The following is a 13785-nucleotide window of genomic DNA, read 5'->3' as shown; positions in this document are numbered from 1 at the left end:
CGCAAGCGGTTCACCAACGGCACCGTACTCATCGTGGACGGCACCCTGGTCCCCACCCGCGACCACTCCGTGGCCGAGCAGTCCAAGAACTACCGTTACTCCACCAACCACCAGGTTGTCGTCGGCGCCGACACCCGCCTGGTCGTCGTGGTGGGCCGGCCGCTGCCCGGAAACCGCAACGCCTGCAAGACGTGGGAGGAATCCGGCGCCAGGGCCGCCGTCGGCAAGACCCTCACGATCGCCGACGGCGGTTACCCCGGCACCGGGCTCGTCATGCCCCACCGCCGGCGCAAGGGCAAAAACCTGCCCGGCTGGAAACAAGAACACAACACGTCTCACAGGCAGGTCCGTGCCCGCGTCGAGCACGTCTTCGCCCGCATACACAACCTCGCCCTCGCCGGATAGACAAGCGGACCCATCGCCACCGGCCCGGCCCGGCGACTCAAAGATCATTTACGGGACAGCCCTTAGCCACAGCACCGCATCAGCACTGTCAGTAGCGTCCGGCACCATGGCGGAATGCACCGACCAGCAGAGGACTCAGACGTCCGGACCGAATTCGCCCGCGCGATTCAGGAGGCGATATCCGAAGCCACACGAGTGGGCGGTGCCAAGCCCACTCTGCAGAAGATCGCTAAGGCGTCGCAGGGACGGAAACAGCCTGCATTGACCACATCGTCGATCAGTGCGTGGCGCAACGGACAGCGGCTGCCGTCTTCCCCAGCGGCCCTGGATGCCTTTGTGACAGCACTGGAAAAAGCCGCGTCATTGCCTCCGGGACGGCTCGACCGCCGCCGTTTGGAAAGCCTGTACCGGCGGGCCCGAAACACGCCTCCCACAGCTGCGGACCCGCGAGTAGCGGTGTTCCCTGTGCGCGACGCGAACCCTCTCGAACTGAAGGTGCACCGAGCACGCACACTCGACGACGGCGACGCGGTCCCTGCCTATGTTCCGAGGGACGTCGACCCAGATGTGCGCAAAGCGCTCTCCCGCATCGGCACCGACGGCGGCGTCGTCCTTCTCATCGGTGATTCCACGTCCGGCAAGACCCGCTGCGCCTATGAAGCGATGACGTCCGTGCTGCCTGACCATCTACTCGTCGTTCCACCGCACATCAACGACCTGCCGGATGCTGTCACCGAGTGTGTCCGGGCCGGCCGCTCGGGAACTCCAAACGTTCTCTGGCTCAACGACCTTGAGCAGTACCTGGGGCCGCACAGCCTGACGCTCAACGACCTGCGCGCGCTGCGCCGGGCCCGGACGGTCGTGCTGGCCACCATGCGGTCCCGGATCCGCGTAAGCCTGCCCTCCCACGAACTGGTTCGGCTCGCTGAAGAGTTCGAGGTCCGACGGCTATGGTCCACGCCTGAGATCGAGCGCGCCCGTGAGCAGCTACGGGCGCGGCCGGACAAACGTCTGCGTCTGGCCCTGGAGCAGGCCGAGAATTTCGGCGTGGCGGAGACACTCGCCACTGGCCCCCACCTGTGGCAAGAACTGCGCAGCGCTTCCGTCGTCAACGGCAATCCCAGGGGCGCCGCGCTGGTATGGGCGGCGATCGATCTGACGCTGGCCGGACTGGGGGATCCGCATCCCGTCGAGTTGCTCCAAGCTCTGCACGAGCGGTACCTGCCCGGACGCAACAAGCAACTGATCGGGCCAGAGCCGCTCGACGCAGCTCTCTCCTGGGCCACCAGTCCCCGGGATGCGGTGACGCGGCTGTTGATTCCCGAGGGAGAAGGTCTACGGCCGTTCGACTACCTGCTCGATGCCCATCTGCGGGACCGAGGGCCTTCACCCGATCTGCTCCCGAACTGTATCTGGGAGATCGCTCTCGAACGCGGCACCGAGAAACACCAGCGTTTCAGTGTCGCCCTGGCCGCTCACGCCAACGACCGCATGGACATCAGCCTACGTGCGCTCCAGCCGCTCGCGGACGCGGATGACGTGGACACCTTCCGCACACTGGGCCTGCTGTATGAACGATCGGACCGAGCAGAAGCGATCCGATGGCTGCAGCGCGCCATTGATGCCGACGATGTCCTCTCGCTCCGTCTCATGGGCAATCTTCACTTCCGAACGCGGGACCGCGAGACCGCGCATGACTGGTATGCGCGGGCGGCAGAAGCAGGTGACGAAGTGTGTCAGTCCTACTACACCTATCCGGGCGTCGATAACCGTGCCGTACCGGATGAGCTCGCTGCGCCCCCGGATCCCAGGCCCCTACCGGACAACGAGGACTGGGACGACTGGGAAGAAGAAGCGGACTGGGGACCGTCCGCTCGTACGCTCTGCCTCCTCGGGGACACGCTCTCCATGCTGGCCGACATGGCCTATGACGTCCTCGATGAGATCGGTGATCGCGCCGTCGACCTCGGTGACGACTACGCGTTCCTCTTCAGCCAACTCCCCGTGGGCACCTGGCGCCAGAACAGCCGATGGCGCCGTCAGATGGCTCGTTGCTTCGACGATCTGGCCGCGGACATCAGAGCCGGGCGATGGCCTCGTCCCACCTGCACCGGAGAGGAGATGTCGCTTCACATAGCCGTCGATCACGCGTCGAGCAGCGTCGTGGAGGACCCGCACATGGTCACCGAGACCGTCGAAGGGATACCGCCGCATCACGCCGACTGGGACTGGCATCTGTGTCTCGACGTACTGCTTGAGGACATCGATGTGTTGTTCCTCTACGAGCCCTGGGCCGAAGGAATCGAGGACTCCGACCACCACCTCAACCAGCGCATGGGGATCGCGAATCTCGAAGCCGAGGACTGGTTCAAGCCCTTCTACAAGGACGACGCTCGAGCCGACGATCGCGGATTCCGGCGCTGAGCGCCGTTCCCGTTTCCCACCGGGAAAGCCCGAACACCCTCTCTGAACTGGGAAAACACCCAGGTCAGCAGCTGGCGTGCTGGCCGGGACGGCGACCGGTCCGGTTCCGTAGCTGCAAGCGATCGCGGAACCCCGACCTCTCAGCACGGAAAGGCTGCGCCCATGCCCTTCATCCACGAGTTCCTGCTGCTGGCAGTGATCCCGCTCGCCACCGACATCATTCTGCTCGTCGCCCACCTAGCCACCCTGCGCGGCTTGAGGGGCAGCCAGCGCGTCGAAGCCCTCCGGATCCTGGCCGACGCCGTGATGCGTCGCCGATGAACCGAAAGGGGCCACGGCATACCGCCGTGGCCCCTTTCGCAGGCTACGTCTCAGACGTTGAACCCGAGCGCCCGGAGCTGCTCGCGGCCGTCGTCCGTGATCTTGTCCGGGCCCCACGGGGGCATCCAGACCCAGTTGATGCGCAGCTCGTTGACGAGGCCGTCCGTGGCGGACTTGGCCTGGTCCTCGATCACGTCGGTGAGCGGGCAGGCCGCCGACGTCAGGGTCATGTCGACGGTCGCGATGTTGGCGTCGTCGACGTGGATGCCGTAGATGAGTCCCAGATTGACGACGTCGATGCCCAGTTCGGGGTCGACGACGTCCATCAGGGCCTCGCGGAGCTCCTCCTCCGAGGCCGGCTTCATCTCCACGGTCTCGCTCATGCGGTCTTCCTTTCGGCGTCGGCGCCGTCCAGCGCCTGGGCCGTCGCGTCCTTCCAGGCCATCCAGCTCAGCAGGGCGCACTTGACCCGGGCCGGATACTTGGACACCCCGGCGAACGCGACCGCGTCCTCCAGGATCTCCTCCATCGCGTCGTCGGGCTCGATCTTCCCCTTGGACTGCATCAGCTCCAGGAAGGTCTCCTGGATCTTCTGCGCCTCGGCGAGTTCCTTGCCGACCAGCAGGTCGTTCAGCACCGAGGCCGAGGCCTGGCTGATGGAGCAGCCCTGGCCCTCGTAGGAGACGTCCTCGATCGTGGTGCCGTCGTACTTCACACGGAGGGTGATCTCGTCGCCGCACGTCGGGTTGACGTGGTGCACCTCGGCGTCACCGTCCCGCAAGCCCCGCCCGTGCGGGTGCTTGTAGTGGTCCAGGATGACGTCCTGGTACATGGAGTCCAGCTTCACGCCTCAGCCCCTCATCCGAAGAAGTTCCGTACGTGCTCCAGGCCGTCGACCAGTGCGTCGATCTCGGCCGGCGTGGAGTACAGATAGAACGACGCCCGCGTGGTCGCAGGAATTCCGTAGCGCAGGCAGACCGGCCGGGCGCAGTGGTGGCCGACCCGGACGGCGATGCCCTGCTCGTCGAGGACCTGGCCCACGTCGTGCGGGTGGATGTCGCCGAGCGTGAAGGAGATCGCGGCACCGCGGTCCTCGGCCGTGGCGGGGCCGATGATCCGCAGGTCGGGGACCTCCGTCAGCCGCTTCACCGCGTACTCGGTGAGCGCCTGCTCATGGGCGAGGACCTTGTCCATGCCGATCGAGTTCAGGTAGTCGATCGCCGCGCCCAGGCCGATCGCCTGGGAGATCGGCGGGGTGCCCGCCTCGAACTTGTGCGGGGCGGGGGCGTAGGTCGAGGAGTGCATCGACACCGTCTCGATCATCTCGCCGCCGCCGAGGAACGGAGGCAGGTCCTCCAGCAGCTCCTGGCGGCCCCAGAGCACGCCGATGCCGGTCGGGCCGCACATCTTGTGGCCGGTGAAGGCCACGAAGTCGGCCTGGAGCGCCTGCACGTCCAGCGGCATGTGCGGGGCGGCCTGGGAGGCGTCGATGCAGACCAGGGCGCCGACCTCCTGGGCGCGGCGCACTATGGCCTCGACCGGGTTGTGGGTGCCGAGGATGTTGGAGACCAGCACGAAGGAGACGATCTTCGTCTTCTCGGTGATGACCTCGTCGATGTTCGACAGGTCCAGGCGGCCGTCGTCGGTCAGGCCGAACCACTTCAGCTTCGCGCCCGTGCGCTGCGCCAGCAGCTGCCAGGGCACGATGTTGGAGTGGTGCTCCATCTCCGTGATGACGATCTCGGTGTCGTGGTCCACCCGGTAGGGCTCGTCGGCCCAGCCCAGCATGTTCGCCACGAGGTTGAGCGACTCCGAGGCGTTCTTGGTGAAGATCACCTCGTCGCGGCTGGGCGCGTTGACGAACGCCGCGACCTTGTCGCGGGCGCCCTCGTACAGCGCCGTGGCCTCCTCGGCGAGCACGTGCACCCCGCGGTGCACGTTGGCGTTGTGCTGTTCGTAGTACTCGGACAGCACGTCGAGCACCTGGCGCGGGGTCTGGGAGGTCGCCGCGTTGTCCAGGTACACGAGCTTCTTGCCGTCGTGGACGAGTCGGTCCAGGACGGGGAAGTCCTTGCGGATCGCCTCGGTGTCGAGGAGGCCCGGCAGCTGTGTCACGCGGATGCGCCACCCTTCACGTATGCCTCGTAGCCCTCGTTCTCCAGCTTGTCGGCGAGTTCGGCGCCGCCGGACTCGACGATGCGGCCACCGGAGAAGACGTGGACGTAGTCGGGCTTGATGTAGCGCAGGATGCGCGTGTAGTGCGTGATCAGCAGGGTGCCGACCTCGCCGGTCTCGCGGACGCGGTTCACACCCTCGGAGACGATCCGCAGCGCGTCGACGTCCAGGCCGGAGTCCGTCTCGTCGAGGATCGCGACCTTCGGCTTGAGCAGTTCGAGCTGGAGGATCTCGTGGCGCTTCTTCTCACCGCCGGAGAAGCCCTCGTTGACGTTGCGCTCGGCGAAGGAGGGGTCCATGTGGAGCCGCTCCATGGTCTCCTTGACCTCCTTCACCCAGGTGCGCAGCTTGGGGGCCTCGCCGCGGATCGCGGTGGCGGAGGTGCGCAGGAAGTTGGAGACCGAGACGCCGGGGACCTCGACGGGGTACTGCATCGCCAGGAACAGGCCGGCGCGGGCGCGCTCGTCGACGGACATCTCCAGGACGTCCTCGCCGTCGAGGGTGACGGTGCCGCCGGTGATCGTGTACTTCGGGTGACCCGCGAGCGAGTAGGCGAGGGTCGACTTGCCCGAGCCGTTGGGGCCCATGATGGCGTGCGTCTCGCCCTGCTTCACGGTGAGGTCGACGCCCTTGAGGATCTCCTTCGTGGCGTTGTCGGCCTCGACGGTGACGTGCAGGTCTCGGATTTCAAGCGTTGCCATGGGTGCCTCAGGACTCCTGGGAGAGGGAGACGAGCACGTCGTCCCCTTCGATCTTTACGGGGTATACGGGGACGGGACGCGTCGCCGGAAGACTGTCGGGCTTGCCCGAGCGCAGGTCGAAGCGCGAGCCGTGCAGCCAGCACTCGATGTGGCAGTCGTCGACCTCGCCCTCGGAGAGCGAGACGTTCGCGTGCGAGCAGATGTCGTTGATGGCGAACACCTCGCCCTCGGTGTGCACCACGGAGATGGGCGTGCCGTCGAGTTCCACCCGCTTGGGGGTGTCCTCCTCCAGCTCGCTCAGCCCGCAGACGCGTACGAAGGTGCCGCTCATGCGACCGACGCCTCCAGCTCCTCCTCGATCCGGGCGAGCAGGCGCTCCTCGATGTCCTTGACACCGATCTGCTGGACCAGTTCGGCGAAGAAGCCGCGGACCACCAGGCGGCGGGCCTCGTGCTCCGGGATGCCGCGGGCCATCAGGTAGAAGAGCTGCTCGTCGTCGAAGCGGCCGGTGGCGGAGGCGTGACCGGCACCGACGATCTCGCCGGTCTCGATCTCCAGGTTCGGCACCGAGTCGACCCGGGCGCCGTCGGTCAGCACCAGGTTGCGGTTCATCTCGTAGGTGTCGGTGCCCTCGGCGCTGGCCTCGATGAGCACGTCGCCGATCCACACCGCGTGCGCCTGCTCGCCCTGGAGCGCGCCCTTGTAGACCACGTTGGACTTGCAGTGCGGGGCGTCGTGGTCGACGAAGAGCCGGTGCTCCTGGTGCTGGCCCGCGTCGGTGAAGTACAGGCCGAGCAGCTCGGCCTCGCCGCCGGGGGCGGCGTACGTCACGCGCGGGTGCAGCCGGACGACATCGCCGCCGAAGGTCACGACGACCGACTTGAGGGAGGCGTCCCGGCCGATCAGCGCGTTGTGCTGGCCCACATGGACGGCCTTGTCGTCCCAGTCCTGGACGGAGACGACGGTGAGCTTGGCGCCGTCGCCCAGCAGATAGTCGACGTTGGCGGCGAGCACCGCGTCACCGGTGTGGTCGATGACGACGACGGCCTCGGCGAAGGCTCCCAGCTCGATGACCTGGTGGCCGTAGGCGACCCCGCCCTCGCCGTGCACCGCGATGCGGATGGGCTCGGTGAGGACGGTCTCCTTGGGAACGCTCACCACCGAGGCCGTCTCGAAGGCGGAGTACGCCTGCGCGGCGACCCGGTCGACCGGCGTGCCGGCCCTGCGGAGCCGCGCGTCGTCACGGCCGACGCTCTCCACGCTCACGCCCTCGGGCGCCTGGACGTCCACCTTCACGCCGCCGCCGGTGGCGGTCGCGGTGCCGTCGTGCAGGCCGCGCAGCCGCTCCAGCGGGGTGAACCGCCACTCCTCCTCGCGGCCGTGCGGGACCGGGAAGTCCGCCACGTCGAAGGACGGCGGCGCGCTCATGCGCGTGGCGACGGTCGACTCCGCGGCGACCGCGATCTGGCCCGCGGTGGTGGAGCCCACGGGTGGGGGTGCCCCCTGTCCGAGCGGGGTCGCGGACTGGGGGGAGTTCTGAGCCTCAGCCATGGCTGTCGGTCTGCTCTCTTCCTACGTCGGTGTTCGCTGGCTGGTCGCTGCCCGGTGCGGGGGTCAGCCGACCGCGCCTTCCATCTGAAGCTCGATCAGCCGGTTCAGCTCCAGCGCGTACTCCATGGGGAGCTCCTTGGCGATCGGCTCGACGAAGCCGCGCACGATCATCGCCATCGCCTCGAACTCGGTCAGACCGCGGCTCATCAGGTAGAAGAGCTGGTCCTCGGAGACCTTGGAGACGGTCGCCTCGTGGCCCATGGACACGTCGTCCTCGCGGACGTCCACGTAGGGGTAGGTGTCGGAGCGGGAGATGGTGTCGACGAGCAGCGCGTCGCACAGCACGTTGGACTTGGAGCCCGCGGCGCCCTCGCCGATCTCGACCAGGCCGCGGTACGAGGTACGGCCGCCGCCGCGCGCCACCGACTTGGAGACGATGTTGGAGGAGGTGTTGGGCGCCATGTGGACCATCTTGGAACCGGCGTCCTGGTGCTGGCCCTCGCCCGCGAAGGCGATGGACAGGGTCTCGCCCTTGGCGTGCTCGCCCATCAGGTAGACGGCCGGGTACTTCATCGTCACCTTGGAGCCGATGTTGCCGTCGATCCACTCCATGGTCGCGCCCTCGTAGGCGACGGCGCGCTTGGTGACCAGGTTGTAGACGTTGTTCGACCAGTTCTGGATGGTCGTGTAGCGGCAGCGGGCGTTCTTCTTGACGATGATCTCGACGACCGCGCTGTGCAGGGAGTCGCTCTTGTAGATCGGGGCGGTGCAGCCCTCGACGTAGTGCACGTAGGCACCCTCGTCGACGATGATCAGGGTCCGCTCGAACTGGCCCATGTTCTCCGTGTTGATACGGAAGTAGGCCTGGAGCGGGATCTCCACGTGGACGCCCGGCGGGACGTAGATGAAGGAGCCGCCGGACCACACCGCGCTGTTCAGCGACGCGAACTTGTTGTCGCCGACGGGGATGACGGTCCCGAAGTACTCCTTGAAGAGCTCCGGGTGCTCCTTGAGGGCCGTGTCCGTGTCCAGGAAGATGACGCCCTGCTCCTCCAGGTCCTCGCGGATCTGGTGGTAGACGACCTCCGACTCGTACTGGGCGGCCACACCGGCGACCAGGCGCTGCTTCTCGGCCTCCGGGATGCCCAGCTTGTCGTAGGTGTTCTTGATGTCCTCGGGCAGGTCCTCCCAGGACTCCGCCTGCTTCTCCGTGGAGCGCACGAAGTACTTGATGTTGTCGAAGTCGATCCCCGACAGGTCCGAGCCCCAGTTCGGCATGGGCTTCTTCTCGAAGAGCTTCAGGCCCTTGAGGCGGAGCTTGGTCATCCACTCCGGCTCGGACTTCTTCGCGGAGATGTCCTTGACGACGTCCTCGTTCAGACCGCGCCGGGCGGAGGCACCGGCCTCGTCGGAGTCGGCCCAGCCGTATTCGTAGTTGCCCAGGCCCTCGAGTTCGGGGTGAGCAGTCTCCGTGGGGAGAGTCATGCGGGGTTCCTCCCGGCCGTGCTGGTGGATGCGGTGTCGCTTGTCTGGGAAATCCTGGGGATGAACGTCGTGCAGACGCCGTCGCCGTGGGCGATGGTCGCCAGTCGCTGGACGTGGGTACCCAGCAGCTCGGCGAAGATCTCCGTCTCCGCCTCGCACAGCTGCGGGAACTGTTCCGCGACATGGGCGACCGGGCAGTGGTGCTGGCAGAGCTGCTCGCCCTGCTGCGGGAGGGGCGCGCCGCGTGCGGTGGCAGCGTACCCGTCCAGGCTCAGCGCCTTGGCCAGTGCCTGGGCGCGCTGATCGGGACCGGCCCCCTCGATCGCCTTGCGGTAGGCGCGCGCCTGCGCGGCGAAGCGGGCCCGCGCGAAGGCGGCCACCGCCTCCGGGCCGCCCTCCCGCTCGGCGATCCAGCGCATCGCGTCCGCGGCGAGCTTGTCGTACGACTGGTCGAAGGCGTCCCGGCCGCAGTCGGTGAGCGCGAAGACCTTGGCGGGCCGCCCGCGCGTCCGCGCGCCGTACACCCGCCGCTCGCGGGCCTCCACGACGTCGTCGGCGACCAGCGCGTCCAGGTGACGGCGTACGGCCGCCTGGGTGAGCCCCAGCCGTCCGGCCAGCTCGGCGACGGTCGAGGGACCGTGGTCCAGGACGGACCGCGCGACCCGGTTGCGCGTGGAGCGCTCCCCGGTCGCCAGTTCCTCCTGCCGGGTCCCCGTGGGGGTCGCCCGAGCCTCGCCGACGTTTTTCACAACGCCATTGTTGCGTAATTCATCGGGGCCTGACAAGCGCCGCCGGGGCGGGCCGACGGTGCCCTGCGTCACTTAGGCATACCTAATCCGACCTGCGGAAACGGTCGGTGATCGATCAAACGGGTGGCGTCGGCACACCCGGTGCGCCACACTCCCGGACCATGCCCACACCCCCTCCGACCGGCCCACTTGTGACTCGCGACACCCTCGCCGAGGACCTGCGCGCCCTCGGCGTCCGGCCCGGCGAGATCCTGCTGACGCACTCCTCCATGAAGTCCCTCGGCTGGGTCTGCGGAAGCCGGGCCGCCGTCGTCCGGGGACTGCTCGACGCGCTCGGCCCGGACGGCACCCTCGTCGTCCCCGCCCAGAGCGGCGACCTGTCCGACCCGGCCCTGTGGTCGCGGCCCCCGGTGCCCGAGGCGTGGTGGGACACCATCCGCGCCGCCATGCCCGGCTACGACCCCGCCACCACCCCCACGCTCGGGGTCGGCGTCGTCCCCGAGACCGTCCGCACCTGGCCGGGCGCCCTGCGCAGCGCCCACCCGCAGACGTCGTTCGCCGCGATCGGCCCGCGCGCGCGGGAGATCACCGAGGGGCACGCCACCGACTGCCGGCTGGGCGAGCGCAGCCCGCTCGCCCGGCTGGAGGCGCTCGGCGCGCGCGTGCTGCTGCTCGGCACCGGCTACGACACCTGCACCTGCTTCCACCTCGCCGAGTACCGCGTCCCCGCGCCCCGCGTGCGCGTGGGCAGGCCCGGACCGCACGGCTGGGAGACCGTGACCGAGGTCTCGGTCGACTCCGGGTGCTTCGGTGAGCTGGGCCACGACTTCGAACGGGACCGGCCGGTCGTCCGCGGCACCGTGGGCGCCGCCGCGGCCCGGCTGTTCCCGCTGGCCGACGCGGTCGCGTACGCCGAGCGCTGGCTCGCGCTGCACCGCCCCCGTGAGGAGGACATCACGCACCCGGGCGCCTGAGAGGTCCGGCGCGTCCCTAGACTCTGGACCCATGCGAAGTGAGCCCGCCCGCCCGTCTCCCGACCACCGTCCTCCGGCGAGACGCTTCGCGCCGCAGCCGGTCGTCGAGATCCGCTCCCTGGTCAAGCGGTACGGCACGAAGACCGCGGTGGACGGCCTCGACCTGGTGGCCGGGGCGGGCGTGACCGCCGTGCTCGGTCCCAACGGCGCCGGCAAGACGACCACGGTCGAGACCTGCGAGGGGTACCGGAGGCCGGACTCCGGCACGGTGCGCGTCCTGGGCCTCGACCCGGTCGCCCAGTCCGCCGGGCTGCGCCCCCGGATCGGGGTAATGCTCCAGTCCGGCGGCGTGTACTCGGGGGCGCGGGCCGACGAGATGCTGCGCCACGTCGCGAAGCTGCACGCCCATCCGCTGGACGTGGACGCCCTGATCGAACGGCTGGGCCTCGGAAGCTGCGGCCGGACCGGCTACCGCAGGCTCTCCGGCGGCCAGCGGCAGCGGCTGGCGCTGGCCATGGCCGTGGTCGGCCGGCCCGAGCTGGTCTTCCTGGACGAGCCCACCGCCGGACTCGACCCGCAGGCCCGCCGCGCCACCTGGGACCTGGTCCGCGACCTGCGCACCGACGGGGTCTCCGTGATCCTCACCACGCACCACATGGACGAGGCCGAGCAGCTCGCCGACGACGTCGCGATCATCGACGCCGGCCGGGTCATCGCCCAGGGCTCCCCCGAGGAGCTGTGCCGCGGCGGCGCGGAGAACACCCTGCGCTTCAGCGGCCGCCCCGGACTGGACGTCGCCTCCCTGCTCAAGGCCCTGCCGCCCGAGTCCTCCGCGGCCGAGCTGACGCCCGGCGCCTACCGGGTGGTCGGCGAGGTCGACCCGCAACTGCTCGCCACGGTGACGTCCTGGTGCGCGCAGCACGGCGTGCTGCCGGACCGGATCTCGGTCGAACGGCACACGCTGGAGGACGTCTTCCTCGAACTGACGGGCAAGGAGCTGCGCTCATGACCACCACCTCCGCCACCGGCTCCCCCGGGACCTACGTGCCGCGTCCCGGTGCCGCCCCGCTGCCCCGCATGATCGCGGCGCAGGCGGCGCTGGAGACGAGGATGCTGCTGCGCAACGGCGAGCAGCTGCTGCTGACGGTGGTCATCCCCGCGCTGCTGCTGGTGCTGTTCGGCTCGGTGGACATCGTGGACACCGGGGCGGGCAGGTCCGTGGACTTCCTCGCACCGGGGGTGCTGGCGCTCGCGGTGATGTCGACGGCGTTCACCGGGCAGGCCATCGCCACCGGCTTCGAGCGCCGCTACGGCGTGCTGAAGCGGCTGGCGTCGTCACCGCTGCCGCGCTGGGGCCTGATGACCGCCAAGACGGCGTCGGTGCTGGTCACCGAGGTGCTCCAGGTGATCCTGCTGACCGTGATCGCCTTCGCCCTCGGCTGGTCCCCGCACGGCAACCCGCTCGTCGTCGTGGTGCTGCTGGTCCTCGGCACGGCGGCCTTCAGCGGGCTGGGCCTGCTGATGGCCGGGACGCTGAAGGCCGAGGCGACCCTGGCCGCCGCCAACCTGGTCTTCCTGCTGCTGCTCGTCGGCGGCGGGGTGATCGTGCCGCTGGACAAGTTCCCCTCCGGCGTCCAGGACGTCCTGGCCCTGCTGCCGGTCTCGGCGCTCTCCGACGGGCTGCGCGACGTCCTCCAGCACGGCGCGGGCATGCCCTGGGGCGATCTCGGGATCCTCGCCGTGTGGGCGGTGGCGGGACTGGCCGCCGCCGCGAAGTTCTTCCGCTGGGAATAGGCGGCGAAGACACCCCATGGACCCTCGTGAAAGTGTGCACAAGCGGCGGCCTACGATGGAACGCGTGCCGAACCTGACCCGCGACGACGCCGTAGCCGCCGTGCGCAACCCGCTCGCCTTCATCGCCGAACGCTGGACCCCGCAGCCCAGGACCGTCCAGCGGGCGGCCCTCGCCGCGCTCGTCATGGCGGTCGTCATCGTCGTCACCGGGGGCGCCGTCCGGCTGACCGGCTCGGGCCTTGGCTGCCCGACCTGGCCGACCTGCACCGACGACTCGCTGACCACGACCCGTGCGATGGGCTTCCACGGCGTGATCGAGTTCGGCAACCGCATGCTGACGTACGTGCTGTGCGCCGCGGTCGGCTGGGCGATCATCGCCGCCCGCTCGCAGAAGCCGTGGCGGCGCGGGCTGACCCGGCTGGGCTGGGTGCAGTTCTGGGTCGTCATGGGCAACGCGGTGCTCGGCGGCATCGTCGTCCTGGTCGGTCTGAACCCGTACACCGTCGCGGCGCACTTCCTGCTCTCCACGGCGCTGATCGCGGTCGCCACGGTGATGTGGCAGCGCACCCGCGAGGGCGACGGGGCGCCGCGTCCGCTGGTCGGCAAGGCCGTGCAGCAGCTCGTGTGGGTACTGGTCGCGGCGAGCGTGCTGCTGATCGCGGTGGGCACCGTCGTGACCGGCGCCGGTCCGCACGCGGGCGACTCCGCCGAGGTGGAGCGCATCCCGCTCGACTGGGAGACCGTCGCCAAGGCGCACGCGGTGCTGGCCTGGATCGTGGTCACGCTGACGTTCGCCCTGTGGTTCGTCCTCAAGGCCGTCGACGCCCCCAAGGGCCCCCTGAACCGCACCCGGGACCTGTTCCTGATACTGCTGTCCCAGGGCGTCATCGGCTATGTCCAGTACTTCACGCATCTGCCCGAGGTCCTGGTGGCCGCGCACATGCTGGGGTCCTGTGTGATGTGGATCGGTGTGCTGCGGGTCCTGCTGTCCCTGCGGGAGCGGCCCGGGGCGGCGGACGGCGCGGACGGCGCGCTGCCGGACACCGCCGCCGAGCCGGTCGCGCTGACGAAGGCGTAGCACCCCGCCCGCGCGGCCCCGCGCACACGTCGGCCGCCTCGACCACCATCACCACCGCCAGTCCCGGCACCCCGGGCCGTACGAACACCAGGCCCACCGGCCAGCACACCCTGAGCGCCCCCGTGGCG

At 69.3% G+C, this 13785-nt stretch carries 15 protein-coding genes; 7 read left to right on the top strand and 8 right to left on the bottom strand.

Annotated features, from left to right (window positions below; genetic code table 11):
• From ACWDYF_RS37085 to ACWDYF_RS37075, 3 genes are all read left to right on the top strand, one after another.
• Nucleotides 1-405, top strand: a 405-nt coding sequence (locus ACWDYF_RS37085) for a transposase (protein ID WP_389474434.1), incomplete at its 5' end; no start/stop codon positions are given.
• 114 nt (nucleotides 406-519) lie between these two features.
• Nucleotides 520-2829: a hypothetical protein gene (locus ACWDYF_RS37080; protein WP_389474436.1), complete on the top strand. Its 2310-nt coding sequence runs from the start codon at nucleotides 520-522 to the stop codon at nucleotides 2827-2829.
• A 162-nt stretch (nucleotides 2830-2991) separates the two neighbouring features.
• Entirely contained in the window at nucleotides 2992-3150 is a 159-nt protein-coding gene (locus ACWDYF_RS37075; RefSeq protein WP_389474438.1) for a hypothetical protein, read from the top strand.
• A 50-nt stretch (nucleotides 3151-3200) separates the two neighbouring features.
• Here ACWDYF_RS37075 and ACWDYF_RS37070 read toward each other — a convergent pair whose 3' ends face one another.
• The 8 genes from ACWDYF_RS37070 to ACWDYF_RS37035 all read right to left on the bottom strand — a co-directional run bounded on the left by ACWDYF_RS37070 (nucleotide 3201) and on the right by ACWDYF_RS37035 (nucleotide 9811).
• On the bottom strand, nucleotides 3201-3533 hold the full coding sequence (locus ACWDYF_RS37070) for a metal-sulfur cluster assembly factor (protein WP_009187969.1): 333 nt from the start codon (nucleotides 3531-3533) through the stop codon (nucleotides 3201-3203).
• Nucleotides 3530-3997 carry a Fe-S cluster assembly sulfur transfer protein SufU gene (sufU, locus tag ACWDYF_RS37065; protein ID WP_018567633.1) on the bottom strand — a complete coding sequence of 156 codons (468 nt, stop codon included), beginning with the start codon at nucleotides 3995-3997 and terminating at the stop codon, nucleotides 3530-3532. The genes ACWDYF_RS37070 and sufU overlap by 4 nt, the downstream gene beginning before the upstream one ends.
• Before the next feature lie 11 nt (nucleotides 3998-4008).
• Nucleotides 4009-5265, bottom strand: coding sequence for a cysteine desulfurase (locus ACWDYF_RS37060; RefSeq protein ID WP_018567632.1), 1257 nt, complete (start codon nucleotides 5263-5265; stop codon nucleotides 4009-4011).
• On the bottom strand, nucleotides 5262-6026 hold the full coding sequence (gene sufC / locus ACWDYF_RS37055; RefSeq protein ID WP_018567631.1) for a Fe-S cluster assembly ATPase SufC: 765 nt from the start codon (nucleotides 6024-6026) through the stop codon (nucleotides 5262-5264). The genes ACWDYF_RS37060 and sufC overlap by 4 nt, the downstream gene beginning before the upstream one ends.
• 7 nt (nucleotides 6027-6033) lie before the next feature.
• Nucleotides 6034-6357: a non-heme iron oxygenase ferredoxin subunit gene (locus ACWDYF_RS37050; protein ID WP_018567630.1), complete on the bottom strand. Its 324-nt coding sequence runs from the start codon at nucleotides 6355-6357 to the stop codon at nucleotides 6034-6036.
• The gene (gene sufD, locus ACWDYF_RS37045; protein ID WP_389474442.1) at nucleotides 6354-7577 is read right to left on the bottom strand and encodes a Fe-S cluster assembly protein SufD; all 1224 of its coding nucleotides are present in this window, start codon (nucleotides 7575-7577) and stop codon (nucleotides 6354-6356) included. The genes ACWDYF_RS37050 and sufD overlap by 4 nt, the downstream gene beginning before the upstream one ends.
• A gap of 63 nt (nucleotides 7578-7640) precedes the next feature.
• Complete coding sequence (gene sufB / locus ACWDYF_RS37040) at nucleotides 7641-9062, bottom strand: Fe-S cluster assembly protein SufB (RefSeq protein WP_018567628.1); 1422 nt, start codon at nucleotides 9060-9062, stop codon at nucleotides 7641-7643.
• Nucleotides 9059-9811: a helix-turn-helix transcriptional regulator gene (locus ACWDYF_RS37035; RefSeq protein WP_381743852.1), complete on the bottom strand. Its 753-nt coding sequence runs from the start codon at nucleotides 9809-9811 to the stop codon at nucleotides 9059-9061. Before ACWDYF_RS37035 ends, sufB begins: the two co-directional genes overlap by 4 nt.
• 161 nt (nucleotides 9812-9972) lie before the next feature.
• Here ACWDYF_RS37035 and ACWDYF_RS37030 point away from each other — a divergent pair, with 161 nt between their 5' ends.
• Genes ACWDYF_RS37030 through ACWDYF_RS37015 form a run of 4 tightly spaced genes read left to right on the top strand, consistent with a single transcriptional unit; the run spans nucleotide 9973 to nucleotide 13657 of the window.
• Nucleotides 9973-10785 carry an aminoglycoside N(3)-acetyltransferase gene (locus ACWDYF_RS37030; RefSeq protein ID WP_389474445.1) on the top strand — a complete coding sequence of 271 codons (813 nt, stop codon included), beginning with the start codon at nucleotides 9973-9975 and terminating at the stop codon, nucleotides 10783-10785.
• Between the two features lie 31 nt (nucleotides 10786-10816).
• On the top strand, nucleotides 10817-11794 hold the full coding sequence (locus ACWDYF_RS37025; protein WP_389474447.1) for an ABC transporter ATP-binding protein: 978 nt from the start codon (nucleotides 10817-10819) through the stop codon (nucleotides 11792-11794).
• Nucleotides 11791-12579: an ABC transporter permease gene (locus ACWDYF_RS37020; RefSeq protein WP_389474449.1), complete on the top strand. Its 789-nt coding sequence runs from the start codon at nucleotides 11791-11793 to the stop codon at nucleotides 12577-12579. Before ACWDYF_RS37025 ends, ACWDYF_RS37020 begins: the two co-directional genes overlap by 4 nt.
• Nucleotides 12580-12634: 55 nt before the next feature.
• Entirely contained in the window at nucleotides 12635-13657 is a 1023-nt protein-coding gene (locus tag ACWDYF_RS37015; protein WP_389474451.1) for a COX15/CtaA family protein, read from the top strand.
• Nucleotides 13658-13785 lie beyond the last annotated feature (128 nt).

The organism is Streptomyces sp. NPDC003284, assembly GCF_053589675.1.
This window is presented reverse-complemented; position numbering and strand designations above follow the sequence as displayed.